This is a genomic window from Hydrogenophaga sp. H7, assembly GCF_002025745.1.
In the GTDB taxonomy this organism is placed as follows: domain Bacteria; phylum Pseudomonadota; class Gammaproteobacteria; order Burkholderiales; family Burkholderiaceae_C; genus Hydrogenophaga; species Hydrogenophaga pseudoflava.
The window spans coordinates 1-19732 of sequence record NZ_MCIC01000016.1 but is presented as its reverse complement, the minus strand read 5'-3'; the positions used below and the strand labels follow the sequence as shown (position 1 = coordinate 19732).

Annotated in this window: 21 protein-coding genes; 16 read left to right on the top strand and 5 right to left on the bottom strand. The window is 67.9% G+C overall.

What is annotated here, in order from left to right; genetic code table 11:
• The first annotated feature begins 237 nt into the window (after window positions 1-237).
• The 8 genes from rpmH to BC358_RS13670 all read left to right on the top strand — a co-directional run bounded on the left by rpmH (window position 238) and on the right by BC358_RS13670 (window position 7085).
• Window positions 238-372, top strand: a complete 135-nt coding sequence (gene rpmH, locus BC358_RS13705; protein WP_066096666.1) for a 50S ribosomal protein L34 — start codon at window positions 238-240, stop codon at window positions 370-372.
• 82 nt (window positions 373-454) lie between these two features.
• Window positions 455-850, top strand: coding sequence for a ribonuclease P protein component (locus BC358_RS13700; protein ID WP_079366252.1), 396 nt, complete (start codon window positions 455-457; stop codon window positions 848-850).
• Window positions 847-1134: a membrane protein insertion efficiency factor YidD gene (gene yidD / locus BC358_RS13695; protein ID WP_079366251.1), complete on the top strand. Its 288-nt coding sequence runs from the start codon at window positions 847-849 to the stop codon at window positions 1132-1134. The genes BC358_RS13700 and yidD overlap by 4 nt, the downstream gene beginning before the upstream one ends.
• Window positions 1131-2825, top strand: a complete 1695-nt coding sequence (gene yidC, locus BC358_RS13690) for a membrane protein insertase YidC (RefSeq protein WP_066160744.1) — start codon at window positions 1131-1133, stop codon at window positions 2823-2825. The genes yidD and yidC overlap by 4 nt, the downstream gene beginning before the upstream one ends.
• Before the next feature lie 68 nt (window positions 2826-2893).
• The gene (gene mnmE / locus BC358_RS13685; RefSeq protein WP_066160747.1) at window positions 2894-4315 is read left to right on the top strand and encodes a tRNA uridine-5-carboxymethylaminomethyl(34) synthesis GTPase MnmE; all 1422 of its coding nucleotides are present in this window, start codon (window positions 2894-2896) and stop codon (window positions 4313-4315) included.
• Between the two features lie 68 nt (window positions 4316-4383).
• Complete coding sequence (locus BC358_RS13680) at window positions 4384-5763, top strand: LpqB family beta-propeller domain-containing protein (RefSeq protein ID WP_079366250.1); 1380 nt, start codon at window positions 4384-4386, stop codon at window positions 5761-5763.
• A gap of 114 nt (window positions 5764-5877) precedes the next feature.
• Window positions 5878-6369, top strand: coding sequence for a Crp/Fnr family transcriptional regulator (locus tag BC358_RS13675; protein ID WP_066160753.1), 492 nt, complete (start codon window positions 5878-5880; stop codon window positions 6367-6369).
• An 89-nt stretch (window positions 6370-6458) separates the two neighbouring features.
• Window positions 6459-7085: a hypothetical protein gene (locus BC358_RS13670; protein ID WP_143434302.1), complete on the top strand. Its 627-nt coding sequence runs from the start codon at window positions 6459-6461 to the stop codon at window positions 7083-7085.
• A gap of 19 nt (window positions 7086-7104) precedes the next feature.
• Here BC358_RS13670 and BC358_RS13665 read toward each other — a convergent pair whose 3' ends face one another.
• From BC358_RS13665 to BC358_RS13655, 3 genes are all read right to left on the bottom strand, one after another.
• On the bottom strand, window positions 7105-7650 hold the full coding sequence (locus tag BC358_RS13665; RefSeq protein WP_179130083.1) for an adenine phosphoribosyltransferase: 546 nt from the start codon (window positions 7648-7650) through the stop codon (window positions 7105-7107).
• A gap of 31 nt (window positions 7651-7681) precedes the next feature.
• Window positions 7682-8647, bottom strand: coding sequence for an MBL fold metallo-hydrolase (locus BC358_RS13660; RefSeq protein WP_079366247.1), 966 nt, complete (start codon window positions 8645-8647; stop codon window positions 7682-7684).
• A gap of 113 nt (window positions 8648-8760) precedes the next feature.
• Window positions 8761-10752: a monovalent cation:proton antiporter family protein gene (locus BC358_RS13655; RefSeq protein ID WP_079366246.1), complete on the bottom strand. Its 1992-nt coding sequence runs from the start codon at window positions 10750-10752 to the stop codon at window positions 8761-8763.
• Window positions 10753-10793: 41 nt separating this feature from the next.
• On the opposite strand from BC358_RS13655, the gene BC358_RS13650 reads away from it, so the two are divergent.
• From BC358_RS13650 to BC358_RS13635, 4 genes are read left to right on the top strand one after another with little or no spacing between them, the layout of a single operon-like run.
• Window positions 10794-11792, top strand: coding sequence for an SIS domain-containing protein (locus BC358_RS13650; RefSeq protein ID WP_079366245.1), 999 nt, complete (start codon window positions 10794-10796; stop codon window positions 11790-11792).
• Between the two features lie 25 nt (window positions 11793-11817).
• Window positions 11818-12384, top strand: a complete 567-nt coding sequence (locus BC358_RS13645; RefSeq protein WP_066160767.1) for an HAD family hydrolase — start codon at window positions 11818-11820, stop codon at window positions 12382-12384.
• On the top strand, window positions 12381-13025 hold the full coding sequence (lptC, locus tag BC358_RS13640) for an LPS export ABC transporter periplasmic protein LptC (protein WP_066160770.1): 645 nt from the start codon (window positions 12381-12383) through the stop codon (window positions 13023-13025). The genes BC358_RS13645 and lptC overlap by 4 nt, the downstream gene beginning before the upstream one ends.
• On the top strand, window positions 13022-13831 hold the full coding sequence (locus BC358_RS13635; protein ID WP_079366244.1) for an SDR family oxidoreductase: 810 nt from the start codon (window positions 13022-13024) through the stop codon (window positions 13829-13831). Before lptC ends, BC358_RS13635 begins: the two co-directional genes overlap by 4 nt.
• Window positions 13832-13934: 103 nt before the next feature.
• Here BC358_RS13635 and BC358_RS13630 read toward each other — a convergent pair whose 3' ends face one another.
• Window positions 13935-14330 (bottom strand): RNA-binding protein, encoded by a 396-nt coding sequence (locus BC358_RS13630; protein ID WP_066160776.1) that lies wholly within the window; start codon window positions 14328-14330, stop codon window positions 13935-13937.
• Window positions 14331-14726: 396 nt separating this feature from the next.
• On the opposite strand from BC358_RS13630, the gene BC358_RS13625 reads away from it, so the two are divergent.
• On the top strand, window positions 14727-15896 hold the full coding sequence (locus tag BC358_RS13625) for a homoserine O-acetyltransferase (RefSeq protein WP_079366243.1): 1170 nt from the start codon (window positions 14727-14729) through the stop codon (window positions 15894-15896).
• Window positions 15893-16474: a methionine biosynthesis protein MetW gene (metW, locus tag BC358_RS13620; RefSeq protein WP_066160783.1), complete on the top strand. Its 582-nt coding sequence runs from the start codon at window positions 15893-15895 to the stop codon at window positions 16472-16474. The genes BC358_RS13625 and metW overlap by 4 nt, the downstream gene beginning before the upstream one ends.
• A gap of 25 nt (window positions 16475-16499) precedes the next feature.
• Here metW and BC358_RS13615 read toward each other — a convergent pair whose 3' ends face one another.
• Window positions 16500-17195 (bottom strand): transglutaminase family protein, encoded by a 696-nt coding sequence (locus BC358_RS13615; protein WP_079366242.1) that lies wholly within the window; start codon window positions 17193-17195, stop codon window positions 16500-16502.
• Between the two features lie 260 nt (window positions 17196-17455).
• Between BC358_RS13615 and BC358_RS22450 the strand changes: the two genes are divergently transcribed.
• Window positions 17456-19204: a methyl-accepting chemotaxis protein gene (locus BC358_RS22450; RefSeq protein WP_079366241.1), complete on the top strand. Its 1749-nt coding sequence runs from the start codon at window positions 17456-17458 to the stop codon at window positions 19202-19204.
• A 28-nt stretch (window positions 19205-19232) separates the two neighbouring features.
• The coding region (locus tag BC358_RS13605; RefSeq protein ID WP_143434246.1) for a chemotaxis protein CheW at window positions 19233-19732 on the top strand (500 nt) is incomplete at its 3' end.

Below are 19732 nucleotides of genomic sequence, written 5' to 3'. Positions count from 1 at the left end.
GAAAGATTGTTCTTGTGGACAAACGGCTCGGGGCTGGACCGGCATTGTAGGCCCGCCGAAAAGTTATCCACACCCCTCGGGCGACTGTTACATGTTCGTCCCAAAGAGTCGCAAATCAGCCCTCAACCAAGCCTGGCGACGGCAGCGCTTGCTGCTTTGGGTCTTTCTCGGCGATAATTGCGGGTTTCCCTCCAACTTGAATCGCCCTGGCCTTGCCTGGGCCGCACTGCCATGGCAATGAAACGCACCTACCAGCCTTCGAAGATCAAGCGCGCCCGTACCCACGGTTTCCTCGTGCGCATGAAGACCCGCGGTGGCCGCGCCGTCATCAACGCACGCCGCGCCAAGGGCCGCAAGCGTCTGGCCGTCTGAGCCTGATCCGCCCTGCCGCATCGATCAGTCCTTGGTCGGCCGGGCCCACGCTCTCCAGCGCGCCTGTGACTCCGGTCGTCTGATGCAGCGCATCCGGACCCGGCCCCAGTTCCAGGCTGCCATGGCGGGTGCCATCGTGGCCAAAACCCCTCATTTCGCCCTGCACCGGTTGGCACTGCCAGGCCCGGAGCACGGGCGTTTGCTGTTTCCGGTGTCCGGCACCTGGGTTGGCGTTGTGCTGCCCAAGCGCTGGGCCAAGCGGGCGGTCACCCGCAACGCCATCCGGCGCCAGGTGTACGAGGCCACCCGCCTGGCCGCGAGCCAGTTGCCGCCGGCGGCGCTGGTCGTGCGGCTGCGCAGCGGGTTCAGCCGCGAGCAGTTCGTGAGCGCCACTTCCGATGTGCTCAAACGGGCGGTGCGCGCCGAACTGACCCAGTTGCTGGGCCGCATCGCCGCACGGCCGGAGGTTGCGGCATGATGCGCGACTGGCCGCGTCAGGTCCTGATCGGACTGGTCAAGGGCTACCGCCTGTTGCTCAGTCCCTGGCTGGGCGGCAGTTGCCGTTTCGAGCCTACCTGCTCGGTCTACGCGCTGGGGGCCTTGCAGCGCCACGGCGCTCTGGCCGGTGGGTATCTGATGCTCAGGCGCATCGGGCGCTGTGGTCCCTGGTGCGAGGGCGGTTGCGACCCGGTGCCCGACGCGGCGCCCGCACTGTTCTCTCACCTGATTCCTGTTTCCTCAGAAAAGAAGAACCCTTCATGAACGACATCCGCCGTTCCATCCTCTGGGTGGTTTTTGGTTTTTCGATGGTCCTGATCTGGGACAAGTGGCAGATCCACAACGGCAAGGCACCGACGTTCTTCCCGTCGTCGGCCGCGACCGCGCCGGCTGAGCAGAAAGCGGCGCCGGCGGCCGATGCCAGCGTGCCGGCCGCCACCTCCGCCAGTGCTTCCGCCGCTTCCGGAGCGGCGGCGCCCGATGCGGGTGCGCCCGCTCCGGCGGCCGTGCGCCACGAGGTGACCACCGATGTGTTCAAGCTGACCTTCAACAGCGAAGGCGGTTCGCTGATCGGCGCGACGCTGCTGAAGCACGCCAGCAAGCAGCTGGGCTCCGAGCCGTTCCAGCTGCTGGCCCAGAACGACCAGCACACCTACATCGCGCAGACCGGCCTGATCGGCGGCAGCTTCCCGACGCACAAGACGCCGATGGCGCTGGTGCCCGGACCCAACTCGCTGGCCGATGGTCAGGACACGCTGGCGGTGAAGTTCGAGTCGGCCGACGTCGGCGGCGTCAAGCTGGTCAAGACCTACACGCTCAAGCGTGGCAGCTACACCATCGACGTCGCGCACGAGGTGGTCAACACCGGCGCCGCGCCGGTGACACCGCAGCTCTACGTGCAGCTGGTGCGAGACGGCAACAAGACCGACAGCGAGACGCCGTTCTATTCGACCTTCACCGGTCCGGCGGTCTACACCTCGGCCCAGAAGTACCAGAAGATCGAATTCGGCCAGATCACCGACAACAAGGCCACCTTCGAGAAGAGCGCCACGGACGGCTACGTGGCCATGGTGCAGCACTATTTCACCTCCGCCTGGCTGCTGCCCGAGGGCGCGGCGCGCGAGAACTTCGCCCGCCGAATCGACAACAACCTGTTCTCCATCGGCGCGATCAGCACCTTGCCCGCCATCGCCCCCGGCCAGAGCCAGAAGCTCGACGCGCGTCTGTTCGTGGGTCCGCAACTGGAGAAGGTGCTGGAGACCACGGCCCCCGGTCTGGAGCTGGTCAAGGACTACGGCTGGCTGACCATCATTGCCAAGCCGCTGTACTGGCTGCTGGAGAAGATCCACGGCTTCGTGGGCAACTGGGGCTGGGCGATCGTGCTGCTGGTGGTGCTGCTCAAGGCGGCGTTCTACTGGCTCAACGCCAGCGCATACCGCTCGATGGCCAAGATGAAGGCCATCAACCCGCGCATCACGGAAATGCGTGAGCGCCTGAAGGGCAACCCGCAGCTGATGCAGCAGGAGATGATGAAGATCTACCGGGAGGAGAAGGTCAACCCGCTGGGTGGTTGTTTCCCCATCCTGATCCAGATTCCGGTGTTCATCGCGCTGTACTGGGTGCTGCTGTCGTCGGTGGAGATGCGCAACGCGCCGTGGATGGGCTGGATCACCGACCTCTCGACCAAGGACCCGTTCTACGTGCTGCCGTTCGTGATGACGCTGACCACGATCGTGCAGACCGCGCTGAACCCGCTGCCGCCCGATCCGCTGCAGGCCAAGATGATGTGGCTGATGCCGCTGATGTTCTCGGTCATGTTCTTCTTCTTCCCGGCCGGTCTGGTGCTGTACTGGATCACGAACAACCTGCTGACCATCGCCCAGCAGGCGTACATCAACAGCAAGATGGGCGTGCCGCTGAAGATCACCAATCCGATCACCCTGTTCAAGAGCTGAACAACGGGTTGAACCATCCGATGGGCCTGCGATGCAGGCCCATTGTTTTTCCGCCTATCCTTTTGCCCATGCTCGCTGCGTCCCGTGACCCCATCGCCGCCATCGCCACCGCACCCGGTCGCGGGGCGGTGGGCATCGTGCGGGTGTCGGGCCAGGGGCTGGCAGCGTTCGTGCGGGCGCTGCTCGGGCGCTCGCTGAAAGCCCGTGAGGCGACCTATCTGCCGTTTGCCGACGCCGCCGGCCAGCCCATCGACCACGGGCTGGCACTGTGGTTTCCGGGGCCGCACTCGTACACCGGCGAGGACGTGCTGGAACTGCAGGGCCACGGCGGGCCGGTGGTGCTGCAGCTGCTGCTGGCGCGCTGCCTGCAGGTGGCGCAGTCTCCGGGAGACGATGGCCAGCCGCTGCTGCGCGGCCTGCGCCCGGCGCGAGCGGGCGAGTTCACCGAGCGCGCGTTCCTGAACGACAAGCTGGACCTGGCGCAGGCCGAGGCGGTGGCCGACCTGATCGACGCCAGCACCGAGGCTGCAGCGCGCAGTGCCAGCCGGTCGCTGGCGGGTGTGTTCTCCGAGCGCATCCACGCGCTGCGCGACGCGCTGGTGAACCTGCGCATGCTGGTCGAGGCGACGCTGGACTTTCCCGAGGAAGAAATCGATTTCCTGCAGAAGGCCGACGCCAGCGGCCAACTGCACCGGCTGCGCGCCGGGCTGGACGCGGTGCTGGCCGAGGCGCGCCAGGGTGCGCTGCTGCGCGACGGCCTGAAGGTGGTGATCGCCGGTCAGCCCAACGCGGGCAAGAGTTCGCTGCTCAATGCACTGGCCGGGGCCGAGCTGGCCATCGTGACCCCCATTGCCGGCACCACGCGCGACCTGGTGCAGCAGACCATCCAGATCGAAGGCGTGCCGCTGCACGTGATCGACACCGCGGGCCTGCGCCACGGCGCCGACGTGGACGAGGTGGAGCAGATCGGCATCCAGCGCGCCTGGGGCCAGATCGAACAGGCCGATGCGGTGCTGTTTCTGCACGACCTCAGCCGCGCCGACCAGGCCGACTACCAGGCGGCCGACGCGGCCATCGCTGCCGACTTGCCCGCGGGTGTGACGCTACTGCCGGTGTGGAACAAGCGGGACCAGTGCAGCGCGGGCGCGATGCCCTTGAAGGCGCGCGCCGAGGCGGTCGGCGAACTGGTCATCTCGGCCAAGCAGGGCGAAGGCCTGGAGGCGCTGCGCCAGCGCCTGCTCGATCTGGCCGGCTGGCAGCACGCGGGCGACGGCCTGTTCATGGCCCGCGAGCGGCACCTGCAGGCGTTGCGCCGCGTGGGCGAGCACCTGGCGCTGGCGCACGAGCACCTGGCGGCGCAGGCCGAGCACCTGGACCTGCTGGCCGAAGAGCTGCGGCTGGCGCAGGTGGCGCTGGGCGAGATCACTGGCGAGTTCAGCGCCGACGACCTGCTGGGCGAGATCTTTTCCAGGTTCTGCATTGGGAAGTGAGCACCGGCGGGCCGCTGGCTTGGGTACAAAATCTCACACTTGTACCCACCCCACCGGACAGGCCCGCGATGAGTGCTTCCGAGTTCGATACCGACGCGACGACCACGGCGCCCACGCTGGAGGCCGGGCGCCTGCCCGTCGTGCACGGACCCGGTGTGGCGTCTGCCCTGGCCGAGCTGGGCCGCACCGAGGACGTGCACCTGTCGCCTGACAACCGGCGGCTGGCCATTGCGGGTCACCTGAGCAATCGTGTGCTGGTCCTGGGCATCGACATCGACTGGGGCGCAAAGGGCCCCCATGTGCGCCTGCACAGTCCCCAGCCATTCGTCTCGCGCGAGTTTTCCTACCCCCATGGTCTGTTCTGGAGCAGCGACGACACCCTGCTGGTGGCCAATCGCCAGGGTGGTGTGCCGGTGTTCCACATTCCACCGCCCACCGGGGGCGCGACACCCCGTGAACTTCAACCGCTGCTGCGCCTTGAGACAGTCCATCCGGGGCTGGTGGAGACGCCGGGGTCCGTCAGCGCCCGCCCCATGGCGTGCGGTTGCCTGGATGTGCTGGTCTGCAACAACTACACGCACCAGGTGACCCAGCACCTGGTGGATCTGGGCGGTGTCCGACCAGGCGCTCTCGCGGGTTCTCCTCTGCTGGCCCGGGGGCTGGACATACCCGACGGGGTGGCCCACAGCCCCGACGGACGATGGATCGCTGTCAGCAACCACAACGAGCATTGCGTGCGCCTGTACGACACCAGCCGGCCGCTCGGGCCGGATGCCGAGCCCGATGCCCGCCTGCTGGGTGTCGACTATCCCCACGGCCTGCGTTTCGTGGAGAACTCGCGGCGCATCCTGGTGGCCGACGCTGGTGCGCCGTTCGTACACATCTACACCTGTCCCGATGGTCGTTGGCGGGGGGAGCAGCGGCACGGCTGCCGGCTGCGGGTGCTGGACGAGGACACCTTTCTGCAGGGGCGTTCCAACCCACAGGAGGGAGGGCCCAAGGGGCTGGACCTGGACCGCTCGGGGCACCTGATGGTGATCACCAACGAGATGGTCCCGCTGGACTTCTTTGATCTTCGGTCGCTGCCCGGGCTTTCGCTGGAGGATGGGCGGGCGGGCCCGTGTCCGGCGGGGGTCCGGCCGATGCAGGATGCCCAGGTCTGGCGACGCCAGGTGCAGGGACTCGCGCGCACACTCGGGCGTCTGGAAGAGCGGTTGCAGTCGCAGGTCGCCTTGGCGGCGGACCTGGCGCGGAAGAACGCTCAGCTGTCGCAACGGGAAGACCACTGCCGGCTGGTGGAACGGGCCCTTGCACAGTCGCAGGCTGCATTGGCCGAAAGCCAGCGAGGGATGGCCGAGCTCTTGGCCAGCCGGTCGTGGCGGTTGATGGCGCCTTACCGCCTGGCCGGCCGCGTGTTCCGGCGCTGGTTCTCGGGCGCCAAAGTGTGACGGGGCGTTAACAGGCCCACCGCTGGCCTCCTTTAGGACGCCACCGGGAGCCAAAGCGTAAGCAACGGTAACCATGGCTTGTGGGGCCATGGCTCCCACCGGTATGGTGCAGGAATGAATGCCCGAGTACCCACCGATCCGCGGTTCGACGTGCTGGCGCTGGCGCAAGCCATGCGCACCAGCAACGCGCTGGATGCGGTGCCGGTGAACCTTTCGGATGCGCAATGGCAGTTGCTGGGCGATTACCTGCAGCCGGTGACCCTCAGCCAGGGGCAGGTTCTCATTGAGCAGGGCGTCAAGGACCGGACGGTCTACTTTGTCGAAAGCGGCAGCCTCACCGTGCATTACGAAGACGACAAGGACCGTGTGCGCATCGCCATGGTCGGCGCGGGTTCGGTGCTGGGCGAAGGGGCGTTCTTCAGTCACCTGCCCCGCAGCGCGACGGTGAACGCCGGTGGCCACAGCCGGCTGTGGTGCCTGACCCCGTTGCGGTTCCGCGAGCTGTCCGCCCGCTTCCCTGTCATTGCACTGGAACTGACCGTGGCCATGGCGGCAGTGCTGGCCCGGCGCATGTACAACAAGCCCAAGCGCGTGGCCGTCACCTGATGCGGGTGCACGACTTCCGGCGACCGGTGCTGAGAGTCTGTCCCGCTGCAGCCGTCACAAGTCAACGTTCCTGAAGGCATACTTCGCCCATGTCCCTCCTACGCTGGCTGCAAGCCAAAAAGTCCGACGCCGGAGCCACTGGCGGGCGCAAGCCCCGTCGCTCCTTCGGCCAGACCACATTGCCCCTGATCTCCCCGCGGCGGGGACGGCGCATCCTGCGCCGCGAGCAGCTGTTTTCGGTCGTGCGCGAGTCCCTGATCCGCGCGGGCGTGCTGTCCACCAGCTACGAGTTCAAAGTGCTGGCACTGGACTCCACGGGCGACGGCTTCCTGGTGCTGATCAACCTTACGCTGCCAGCCGACGTGATGCCCGACGAGTACCTGCTGGAGATTGAGCGCTGGATCCAGGGCAGCGCCCGCTCGCGCCATTCCATGCAGGTGCAGGCGGTGTACTGGCGCCGCCAGCCGGTGCACGATCTGCGGGGCGTGGCGCTCAAGGCCTCGGTGGCGGCGCAGACCCGGCGCGAGGGCGCGGCGGCATCCGGTTCTGCGCGCCCGCTGGCCCCCGAACAGGTGGCGGCATTCCGCTCGGCCCTGGAGACCCCGGCGTTGCCTGCACACCGCATGGAGGCTCCGGCCGTGGCCCAGATGGAGCAACCGCCGGAAGTCCACAGCGATTTTGCCGGACTGAGCGAAACCCAATACGGCAGGCTCTGACCGGCCTGGCGGGCCGCGCTCAATGACCCTCGAAATGCACCAGCGTGAAGAGGGGCAGGCCGGAGTCGAGCAGTTTGCGTGAACCGCCGAGTTCCGGCAGGTCCACGATGGCCGCCCCTTCGATCACCTCGGCCCCCAGCTTCTCCAGCAGGCGGCGACCAGCCATCATGGTGCCGCCGGTGGCGATCAGGTCGTCGATCAGCAGCACACGGTCGCCGGACTTCACCGCGTCGGTGTGCAGTTCGACCGTGGCGCTGCCGTATTCCAGCTCGTAGGTCTCCTCCACCGTGGTGAAGGGCAGCTTGCCCTTCTTGCGGATCGGCACGAAGCCGACACCCAGCTCGTAGGCCAGCACCGAACCGATGATGAAGCCGCGGGCATCAAGCCCCGCCACCACGGAGGGCCGCAGCGACGGCTCCATGTAGCGGTGCACGAAGGTGTCGATCAGCACCCGGAAGACCCGCGGGTCCTGCAGCAGCGGCGTGATGTCACGGAACTGCACGCCCGGCGCGGGCCAGTCGGGCACGGTGCGGATGTGGCTCTTGAGAAAGGCGGTGGTGTCCATGGAAGCCATTATGAAGACACCGCCGCCGCGCTCAGGCGACGGGTTTGAACTGGTAGCCGCTGCCCGCGGTCTCGATGGTGCCCAACGCCGGGAACGGGAAGTGGTAGCCGCCTGCCGTCACCTTGTCCTTGACCAGCATGTCGAACACGCGGCGGCGGGTCTGGCGGGCCAGTTCGGCGTCCATGTCGAACTGCACCGCCCAGTCGGGGCTGCGCGCGAACAGCGAGGGCACGTTGGTCAGGTCGGCCACGTACATGAACTTCTGGCCTTCGGACTGCACCGACACCATGCTCATGCCGGGCGTGTGACCGAACGCCGCCTCGGCCTTGATACCGGGCGCGAGTTCCTGGCCGGGCTCGTACTTCACCAGGATGTCGGCCGGCAGGCTGCCGATGACTTTGCGAGCGTTCTCGAAGGCGCCTTTGGCGGCCGGGGGCGCCGCGTTCATCTTCGCGTCGTCGAACCAGAAGGCGTGTTCCGGCGCCGGCACGTGCACCTTGGCCTTGGGAAAGGCCAGCGAACCGTCCTTCTTGCGCAGACCGTTGATGTGGTCGCCGTGGTAGTGACTGATGACCACGTGGTCGACGTCTTCGGGCTTGAAGCCGGCGGCGGCCAGCTGCGCTGCGAGCTTGCCGGTGGTCGGCGGTCCGTTGTCGGCAAAGCCGGTGTCCAGCAGGAAGCGGCCGGCCGGCGTCACCACCAGAAACGGCGTGAACGGGATGTCGACGTAGTCGGTGGGCAGGTTCTGAGAGGCCAGCAGCGACTTGACCTGCTCCAGCGGCACGTTGCGCACGAACTCCTCGCCCAACGGGCGGCGCAGCGCGCCATCGTTGAGCGCGATCACTTCCATGGCACCCAGCTTCATGCGCTTGACGCCGGTGGCCGGCAGCGTCGGCGGACCGAAGTTCGGGGTCGCCTGTTGCGACCACACGGACGAGAAGGTCAAGGCAGCGGTGCCGGCGATGCCGGCGCCCAGAAAGGCGCGTCGATCCAACATTTCGGTCTCCAGTGGGGTGGGTGCAAAGACCGCATTAAAGACCGACCGGTTGCAAGCGAAACCGTATGGTCACAAAAACATTACGGTAATAAGGACTTTTGCGGTCGGCCGCCTTAGGCCTTGCCGGAGAGGAGCTTTTCCTCGGCCAGGGCGAGCGCGGGTGCCTTGCCGCTGAGCACCAGGGTGTCGCCGCCATCGAGCACGGTGGTGTCGTCAAACGGCGTGTTCTGGCCTCCGGCGCGACGCAGGCTGGCCACGCGCACGCCCATGGCCTCCAGCGCCACACTGCCCAGCGTTCGACCCACCTTGCGCCCGCCCGGCGGAATCGTCACCGTCGACAGCCGTTCGTGTTCGGCTTCCTCCGCACTGCCGTCATCGGCGCCGTGGAAGTAGCCCTTGAGCAGGCTGTAGCGGGCGTCGCGCTGGTCCTGCACCACCCGGATCACGCGCCGCATGGGCACGCCCACCAGCGCCAGCGCGTGGCTGGCCAGCATCAGGCTGGCCTCGATCGCTTCGGGCACCACCTCGGTCGCGCCGGCGGCGCGCAGCTTGCCGTCGTCGACATCATCGATGGTGCGCACCACCACCGGCACCTGCGGTGCGTGTTCGTGCGCGTGATGCAGGACTTTGAGCGCGCTGGCGGTCTCGATGTAGGTGATGACCACCGCGCTGGCGCGGTGCAGGCCGGCGGCCATGAGCGCCTGCAGCCGTGCCGCGTCACCGAACACCACGGAATGGCCGGCGGCGGCGGCCTGGCGCACCCGGTCCGGGTCCAGGTCCAGCGCCATGTAGGGGATGCCTTCGGCCTCCAGCAGCCGCGCCAGGTTCTGGCCGCAGCGGCCGTAGCCGCAGATGATCACGTGCTTGTCGGCGTTGATCGAGCGGCGCGCGATGCTGGTCATCTGCACCGACTGCATCAGCCAGTCGCTGCCCACCACGCGGGTGACGATGTCGTTCGTGTACTGGATGATGAAGGGCGTGGCGAGCATGGAAATCACCATGCTCGCCAGGATGGGGTTGAACAGCGCGGGCGGCACCAGCTGGTGCTGCCCGGCCAGCGACAGCAGCACCAGGCCGAACTCGCCGGCCTGGCACAGGTAGAGGCCGGTGCGCAGGGCGGTGCCCATGGGTGCGCCGAACAGCCGCGTCAGGCTGGTGATCATGCCGATCTTGAACGCCAGCGAGAGCGAGAGCAGCAGCAGCACGAGCGGCCAGCGCTCCAGCACCAGCCGCCAGTCCAGCAGCATGCCGATGGTGATGAAGAACAGGCCCAGCAGCACGTCGTGGAAGGGCCGGATGTCGGTTTCCACCTGGTGCTTGTATTCGGTCTCCGAGATCAGCATGCCGGCGACGAAGGCGCCCAGCGCCAGCGACAGGCCGGCGTGTTCGGTCATCCACGCCAGGCCCAGCGTGATCAGCAGCAGGTTGAGCATGAACAGCTCGTCGCTCTTGCGGCGCGCCACCTGGGTCAGCCACCAGCGCATCAGCTTCTGCCCGCCGGTCAGCAGGATGCCCAGCAGCACGGCGGCCTTGAGCAGGGCGATGCCCAGCGCCTTGAACAGCTCGTCGGGCGGTGAACCCAGGGCCGGAATCAGCACCAGCAGCGGCACCACGGCCAGGTCCTGGAACAGCAGGATGCCGACCACGCGCTTGCCATGCTCGGACTCCAGCTCCAGCCGCTCGGCCACCAGCTTGATCACGATGGCGGTGCTGCTCATGGCCATCACGCCGCCCAGGGCCAGCGCCATCTGCCATTCCATCTTCCACCAGGTCGGCAGGAACCAGCCCAGCGCCAGCGAGGCCAGGGTGGTCAGCAGCACGGTCAGCACCACCTGGGACAGGCCCAGCCCGAACACGTGGCGCTTCATGGCGCGCAGCTTGGGCAGGCTGAACTCCAGTCCGATCACGAACATCAGGAACACCACGCCGAACTCGGCCAGGTAGCGCAGGCCCTGCGAGTTCTGGGCCAGCGCCAGCGCATTCGGACCGATCACCACGCCGACCACCAGATAACCCAGCATGGGCGGCAGCCGCAGCATGCGGCAGCCGACCACGCCCAGCACGGCCGCCAGCAGGTACAGCAGGGTGATGTCCAGTGAATTCATGCGCCCTGATGGTAATGGGTGCCCCACGCGATAATTCGCCCATGAGCACGGCCCTTTCCCCAGAAGCCACGCGCCTGCTGGCGATGGCGCGCGAAACCCTTCAGATCGAGGCGGAGGCCGTGGCGGCATTGGCCGGCCGGCTCGACGAGCGCTTTGCCGATGCGGTGCGCTGCCTGCTGGCCTGCACCGGCCGCGTGGTGGTCACCGGCATGGGCAAGAGCGGTCACATCGGCCGCAAGCTCGCCGCCACTCTGGCCTCGACCGGCACGCCGGCCATGTTCGTGCACCCGGCCGAAGCCAGCCACGGCGACCTGGGCATGATCACCCCGGCCGACGTGGTGCTGGGCATCAGCAACAGCGGCGAGAGCGACGAGCTGTCGGCCATCCTGCCGCTGATCAAGCGCATGGGTGTGCCCTTGGTCGCCTTCACCGGCCGGCCGGATTCGACCCTGGCCCGCCACGCCGATGTGGTGCTGGACACCGCGGTCGCGCGGGAGGCCTGTCCGCACAACCTCGCGCCCACGGCCAGCACCACCGCACAGCTGGCGCTGGGCGACGCGCTCGCGGTGGCGCTGCTGAACGCCCGGGGCTTCAAGGCCGACGACTTCGCCCGTTCCCACCCGGGCGGATCGCTGGGGCGCAAGCTGCTGACCCATGTCAGCGACGTGATGCGCAGCGGCGACGACGTGCCGCGTGTGACCCTTGATGTGCCGCTGATGGGCCTGATGCGCGAGATGAGCGCCAAGGGGCTGGGCATGAGCGCCGTGGTCGACGGGGCCGGGCAGGTGCTGGGCATCTTCACCGACGGCGACCTGCGGCGGGTCATCGAGCGCACCGGCAACAGCACCGACCTGCGGGCGTTGAGCGCCGGGGACGTGATGCATCCGAACCCGCGCACCGTGCGTGCCGATGCGCTGGCGGTCGAAGCGGCCGACCTGATGGAAGCCAGCCGCATCACCAGCGTGCTGGTGGTCGACGACACCGGCGCCCTGGTGGGCGCCCTCAACAGCAACGACCTGATGCGGGCGAAAGTCATCTGAGCCGGCCACCCGTTAGCATTGCCGGATGTCCGAGAACCTGCCGCCCTTGCGCCCCGTGCTGAACATTGATCCCGAGTTGCTGCTGCGGGCGCAGCCGGTGCGCGTGGTGTTCTTCGATGTCGATGGGGTGCTCACCGACGGCGGCCTGTATTTCGGCGAGTCGGGCGAAGCGCTCAAGCGCTTTCACACGCTCGATGGCCACGGCATCAAGCTGCTGCAGCGCGCGGGCATCACGCCTGCCGTGGTCAGCGGCCGCGACTCCCTGGCGCTGCGGGCCCGGTTGTCCGCCCTGGGCGTGCGCCACACCCGCTTTGGCACCGAGGACAAGCGCCCCGCCGCCGAGGCCATCCTGGCCGAACTGGGCCTGGACTGGTCGGCCGCTGCCGCCATGGGGGACGACTGGCCGGACCTGCCCATGCTGCGCCGTGTGGCCTTCGCCTGCGTCCCGCCGACCGCCCATCCCGAGGTGCTGGCGCTGGCCCATCATGTGACGCAGCGCCTGCCCGGTGCCGGGGCCGTGCGCGAGCTGTGCGACCTGCTGCTGGTGGCGCGAGGTGCCTATGCGGTGGAGCTGGAGGCGGCGGCGCGATGAACACCGCAACCCTGCCGGGGGCCTCTTCTGGCCGCCACAGCTTCTCTCGCTGGTGGGACCGGATGTCCATCTACCTGCCCGTGCTGCTCATGATGCTGCTGGCGCTGGCCTCGTACTGGCTGTTGCGGGCGACCCCGATCCCCGAAGAGCCCGGGCCCAAGCCCGAGGTGACCCATGAGCCTGATTACTTCATGCAGCGCTTCTCGGTCAAGGTGTTCGAGCCGAGCGGGACACTGAAGACCGAGCTGTACGGTACGGCGGCGCGGCACCACCCCGACGTCGGGACCCTGGTGGTGGATGCCGCCCGCGTGCGCTCCTTCGGGCAGCAGCGCCAGCTCTCCACCGCCACGGCCCGGCAGATCACCAGCAACGACGAGGGCACGGTGTTTGTGCTGGAGGGCAACGCCGCCGTAGTCCGTCAGGCCGGCAAAGGCGTCAACGGGGAACCGTTGCCGCGGCTGGAATTTCACGGCGAGTACCTGCGGGTGAGCACCGAGCCGGAGCACATCATGTCCGACCAGCCCGTGCTGCTGGTGCGCGATCAGGACCAGATCACGGCCGACAACCTCGACTATGCGGGCGACGCCCGTGTGGCGGTGCTCACGGGCCACGTGCGCGCCTTGTTCGCCCCCCGCCCATGAGCAGCGTGCCAGGCACCAGCGCGCCGCTGGCCTTCATCACCGGCGCTTCCAGCGGCATCGGTCAGGCGCTTGCCTTGCGCTGTGCCCGCGCCGGTTACCGGCTGGCTCTGGTGGCCCGGCGCAGCGAAGAGCTGCAGGCCTGGGTGGACGCGCAGGGCTGGGACGCCCAGCGCTGCCGCGTCTACCGGGCCGATGTGGCCGACATCGATGGCATCGTGCAGGCCGGCCTGAGCTGCCTCGAGCAGCAGGGCGTGCCCGAGGTGGTGGTGGCCAACGCCGGCATCAGCATCGGCATGGACACCACCGAGCGCGAGGATCTGGCGGTGATGGCGCGCACCTTTGCCACCAACAACACCGGGATGGCCGCCACCTTCCATCCCTTCGTGGCGGCCATGCGCGCGCGCGGCAGCGGGCGGCTGGTCGGCATCGCCAGCGTGGCGGCGATCCGGGGCCTGCCGGGGCACGGGGCCTACTGCGCCAGCAAGGCCGCCGTGGTGGCCTATTGCGAAAGCCTGCGCGGTGAGTTGCGGGGCAGTGGTGTGCGGGTGGTGACCTTGCTGCCGGGCTATGTGGACACGCCGCTGACCCGCGAGAACCGCTATGCGATGCCGTTTCTGCTCAGCCCCGAGGTGTTTGCCGACCGGGCCTTCGCCGCGATCGAGGCCGGCAGCAGCTACCGCGTCATTCCCTGGCAGATGGGGATGGTGGCCAAGCTGTTGCGGCTGTTGCCCAACGCCTGGTTCGACCGGCTGCTGGCGGGGCGTGCGCGCAAGCACCGCCAGGGCCAGGGCAAGCCGGCGTCCTGACGCTGTTGGTTCACGGCGCCCCGGCATGAAAAAAGCCCCTCGTCGAGGGGCTTTTGTTCGGGGGCTTGCAGGCCTGTGTGGAGACCGGCCTGCCTGAGGGAAATCAGTAACCGCCGCGACCGCCACCGCCTTCACGACGGCCGCCGTTGCCGTAGGGGCTGCGGAAACCGCCGTCGCCACCGCCACCGCCGTAGCCGCCTTCACGACGGCCGCCGCCGAAACCACCGCCACCGGAGCGGGGGGGGCGCGGTTCCATGGGACGGGCTTCGTTGACCACCAGGCTGCGGCCGCCCAGCGACTGGCCGTTCATGCCCTGGATGGCGGCCTGAGCTTCGGCATCGCTGCCCATCTCGACAAAGCCGAAACCCTTGGAGCGACCAGTGTCGCGCTCCATCATGACCTTGGCGCTGTTGACAGAGCCGAAGGCGCTGAAGGACTGTTGCAGGTCTTCGTCGCGCACGCTGTAGGGCAGGTTGCCCACGTACAGTTTGTTGCCCATGGTTGGGACTCCTAGAAACACAGAAAAAGATAGCGATGGAGCCCCGGCAGCAAACAATTCTGTAGCACGCGAAACCAACCGATCACTTGTTTTGCGCGCGTTTTGGACGCTCGCCGGGCCATTATGCGCCGTTTGTCTGAAAGCAAGTTCTTTTTTTGGGGGCGCCTCAAGCCGCCCTCCGCGCTGGTGCGCATTTGCAACACCGGATCTCCGCCAGGACCCTGTTGCGCGACAGAACATGGGTCGTGGCCTTCCCTCTATACTGCTTCCCAGCGCCGATTTGTCCGGATTGCGGGCGCTCTACAAATACCGCTAAAGGGGGGACTCCCGGTCTCGCACCTTGCGGCACCGGGATTTCTGTTTTTGGGGCTTTGCCAGCCCCCGAGGTGAACCACCGTGATCGTCACACCACAAACCCAGCGCTTCGATGAGCCCCTGCCGCTCCGGAGTGGCGCGGTCCTGCCGGCCTACGAGCTGGTCTATGAAACCTACGGCACCCTCAACGCCGACCGGTCCAACGCCGTGCTGATCTGCCACGCCCTGAACGCCAGCCACCACGTGGCCGGGCTGCACGCCGACGAGCGTGGCCAGCCGATCGCGCGCAGCGAGGGGTGGTGGCACAACATGATCGGCCCGGGCAAGGCGGTGGACACGAACCGCTGGTTCGTGATCGGCGTGAACAACATCGGCTCCTGCTTCGGCAGCACCGGCCCGACCCACACCAACCCGGCCACCGGCCAGCCCTGGGGCGCCGACTTTCCGGTGGTGACGGTCGAGGACTGGGTCGATGCCCAGGCCCGGCTGCTCGACATCCTGGGCATCGGGCAGCTCGCCGCGGTCATGGGTGGCAGCCTGGGGGGCATGCAGACGCTGTCCTGGACGCTGCAGTACCCCGAACGTGTGCGCCACGCGGTGGTGGTGGCCAGCGCGCCCAACCTCACGGCCGAGAACATTGCCTTCAACGAGGTGGCGCGCCGCGCCATCGTCACCGACCCGGACTTCCATGGCGGCCACTACCTGCGCGCGGGCACGCTGCCGCGTCGCGGCCTGCGCATCGCCCGCATGATCGGCCACATCACCTACCTGAGCGACGACGTGATGAACGAGAAGTTCGGTCGCACGTTGCGGGCCGCCGATGGCGAAGACCCTGCCGCTGCTGCCGAACTGGCCTACCGGTATTCCACTCAAGACGTGGAGTTCCAGATCGAGAGCTACCTGCGCTACCAGGGCGACAAGTTCAGCGAGTACTTCGACGCCAACACCTACCTGCTGATCACCCGCGCGCTGGACTACTTCGACCCGGCCCGCGAGTTTGACGGCAACCTCAGCGCGGCGCTGGCGCGGGCCAGGGCCAAGTTCCTGCTGGTGAGCTTCACCACCGACTGGCGCTTCTCGCCCGCGCGCTCGCGCGAGATCGTCAAGGCGCTGCTGGAGAACCGGCGCGACGTGAGCTACGCCGAGATCGACGCGCCGCACGGGCACGACGCTTTCCTGCTCGACGACCCGCGTTACCACGCGGCCGTGAAGGGCTACTTCGAACAGACCATCGCCGGAGGTGTGCAATGAGCGAGCGCCACCTGCTCGAATCCATCGCCCGGCTGGTGCCGCCGGGCTCGCGCGTGCTCGACCTCGGTTGCGGTGACGGCGCCCTGCTGGCCCACCTGCAGGCCACGCGCCAGTGCAGCGGCTATGGCGTCGAGATCGACGACGCCAAGGTGCACGCCTGCATCCGGCGGGGGGTCAACGTGCTGCAGCTCAACCTGGAGGACGGCCTCTCCATGTTCGGGGACGACGCCTTCGACGTGGTGCTGCAGATCGACACCCTGCAGCACCTGCGCAACGCCGAAACCATGCTGCGCGAGACCGCCCGCGTGGGCCGCATCGGCATCGTGGCCTTTCCCAACTTCGCCCACTGGCCCAACCGGCTGGCGGTGCTGCAGGGCCGCATGCCCGTGACCCGGCGCCTGCCCTACCAGTGGTACGACACGCCCAACATCCGTGTCGGCACCTACGCCGATTTCGAGGTGCTGGCGCGCAGCTGTGGCCTGACCGTGGACGACAGCTTCGGTCTGCAGGAGGACCGCGAGGTGCGCTTTGCGCCCAACCTGCTGGCCAGCACGGCGGTCTTCAAGTTCTCCAACTGAGTCCCCGGGCCGGCGCTCAGCCGGCTCAGGTGCCGCTTTCCCGGGCCGCGTCCTGCGCAAAGTCGGCCGTGCCCACGTCCGGCGCCTGCGTCCAGAACGGATACAGCTCGGCGAACGTGGCCCGGATGGCGGCCAGCGGCAGGTCGTCGAACTGCCCGCGCTCGTTCACATATTCCATGTGCCGCTGCCCCGCGCGGTCGTAGGGTTGGTAGAGCGAGTCGCTGACGCCATCGAATTCCAGCGGCAGCAGGCCGAACTTCTCGCACAGCGACAGGTTGAACGCGGGTGTCGCCTTGCGCCAGGCGCCGTCGATCCAGAGCGCGGTGTAGCCGTGCCAGGCGAAGACGTCGGTCTTCATGGTCTGGCGCAGGCGTTCGGTGGACAGGTGGTTGCGCACGTCGGCAAACCCCAGCCGGGCCGGAATGCCCGCGGCGCGCGCCACCGCCGCCAGCGCCACCGCCTTGGGCACGCACCAGCCGAATCCTTGCGACAGCGCCGTGCTCGCCCGCATGCCCGGTGCCGACAGATCGATGCGGTAGGGGTCGTAGCGCAGGCGGTCGCGCACCGCCAGGTACAGCGACACTGCCCGCTCGCGCTCGGTCTGGCCGGCGGCGTGTTCGCGCGCGAAGGCCAGGACCAGCGGGTGGTCGCTGTCGATGGCGGTGCTGGGCTGCAGGCAGGCTGCAGAAGGCGCTGAGGGAGGCGTGTGCGGGCTGGACATGGACCCAAGGTAGCAGACCTTGCCGGTCGATGGCGATCACCGGCGCGACGGATGCGTGGGATCTGGGGTCGAATTGCACTCTTTTTTCGCACTTCAGCTTGTGCCCGGCGCGCCGATAGTGCTGGGGACACCGTGTGTCGCTGCAGATCCGGCACGCCATCCTGGCCCGGCAGGCGGTGTCCGTGTTCAGGCGCTTCGGTGCGGGCGTGCGCTGAAGAGGTCCCCCAAACTCAACGCGTCCATCCTCAGGCGAGGTGTTCATGAGCATTTTCAACAATCTCAAGCTGGGTCACCGGTTGGCCCTGGGCTTTGGCCTGGTGATGTCGCTGATGGCGGCGCTCACGCTTGCGGCCTATGTGGGCCTGAGCGACACGAACGACGACCTGCACAGCATCGCGGACAACACGGTGCCGTCGCTGCAGGTGGCGGCCGATCTCAAGAGCACGTCCCTGAATCTGCGCCGCTTCGAATACAACCACCTGGTGTCCGAAGACCCGAGCCGGCTGCTGGTGCTGGAAGCCGACATCGCGAAACAGCAGGCCGATCTGCTGCAGACATTCAAGGCGTATGAGCCGCTGATCAGCGGCGACGAGGATCGCGCCCTGTGGCAGGAAGCCCAGGCCGATGCGCTGCGCTACGTGAGTCAGTGGGGCGCCATCCAGGCCCTGTCCGGACAGATCGGTGGCGCCGGCAAGTCGGTGGCCGAAGAGCGCCTGACCGGCCCGTCGCGCGAGTACTTCGAGCAACTGCAGGCCAAGCTGGACAAGCTCTGGACTTTCAATGTGAACCATGCGGACCAGGTCAAGAAGGAGTCGGCCGCTTCCTATCGGCGGGTCCTGCTGACGGTGCTGGTGCTGGCCGCTGCGGCCATGGCCATCGGCCTGCTGGCGGCGGTGCTGATCACGCGCTCCATCGTGCGGCCGATCACCGATGCCGTGGGCATCGCCGATCACATCGCCAGCGGCGATCTCACACAGAAGATCGTGGTCAGCGGTCGCGACGAGACCAGCCAGCTGCTGACCGCCATGCAAAAGATGCAGCAGGCCCTGAGCTCGCTGGTCAGCTCCGTGCGCCAGGGCGCCGAGGGCGTGGCCACGGCCAGCGCGCAGATCGCCCAGGGCAACCAGGACCTGTCCAGCCGCACCGAGCAGCAGGCCTCGGCGCTGGAGCAAACCTCCGCGTCCATGGAAGAGATGGGCTCGACCGCGCAACAGAACGCCGACAACGCCCGCGCCGCCAGCCAGCTGGCCGCCAGCGCCAGCAGCGTGGCTGTGCAGGGCGGCGAGGTGGTGGGCCAGGTGGTGTCGACCATGCGCGAGATCCAGCACAGCAGCCAGAAGATCAGCGACATCATCGGCGTGATCGACGGCATTGCCTTTCAGACCAACATCCTGGCGCTCAACGCGGCGGTGGAAGCCGCGCGCGCGGGCGAGCAGGGCCGCGGCTTTGCCGTGGTGGCCGGCGAGGTGCGCACGCTGGCGCAGCGCAGCGCCGAGGCGGCCAAGGAGATCAAGCAGCTGATCAACGCCAGTGTCGAGCGCGTCGAGCAGGGCACGACCCTGGTGGACCGGGCCGGATCGACCATGCAGGAGGTGGTGCAGTCGATCCAGCGCGTGACCGACATCGTGGGCGAGATCAGCAGCGCCAGCCAGGAGCAGAACGCCGGAGTGAACCAGGTGGCCGAGGCCGTGACCAGCATGGACCAGACCACGCAGCAGAACGCCGCGCTGGTGGAAGAAAGCGCCTCGGCCGCGACCTCCCTGCAACAGCAGGCCGACCAGCTGCTGAAGTCGGTGAGCGTGTTCCGGGTGAACGGCGGGGGGGCGATGCCGGTGCACAAGCCGGCGCCTGTGCCCGCGGCCGCCGCACCGGCCAGGGCGCCTGTCCACCCCCCCATGCCCCCGTCGCCTGCCAGGGCCCTGCGCCCGGCACCTGCGACCCCGCCGGCTCCAATCCCCAAGACCTTGACCGCCGGCGCTGGCGCCAGCGACGACTGGGAAAGCTTCTGAACCCGCCTCCGAGGACCCGACCATGGACATGCACTCTCCCTCCACCGCTGCCGGCGATGCCCGCCACGTCGCAGGCCAGCAAGGCGCCCATGCCGAATTCCTGACCTTCCGCCTGGGTGCGGAGGAATACGGGATCGACATCCTGCGGGTGCAGGAGATCCGCTCCTACGAGGAGCCTACGCGGATCGCGAACGCGCCGCACTTCATCAAGGGCGTGGTGAACCTGCGCGGGGTGATCGTGCCGGTGGTGGACCTGCGCATCAAGCTGGGCTGCGAGAAGGTGGAATACAACGGCTTCACGGTGGTGATCGTGCTCAACGTGCGCGGCCGGGTGGTCGGTGCGGTGGTCGATTCGGTCTCGGACGTGCTGGAGCTGGCCAGCGAGCTGATCAAGCCGGCGCCGGAGATGAACACCTCGATGGACACGAGCTTCATCACGGGCATTGCCAGCGTGGGCGAGCGCATGCTGATCCTGATGGACATCGAGGCGCTGATGAGCAGTCCCGACATGGGGCTGATGGACAGCAG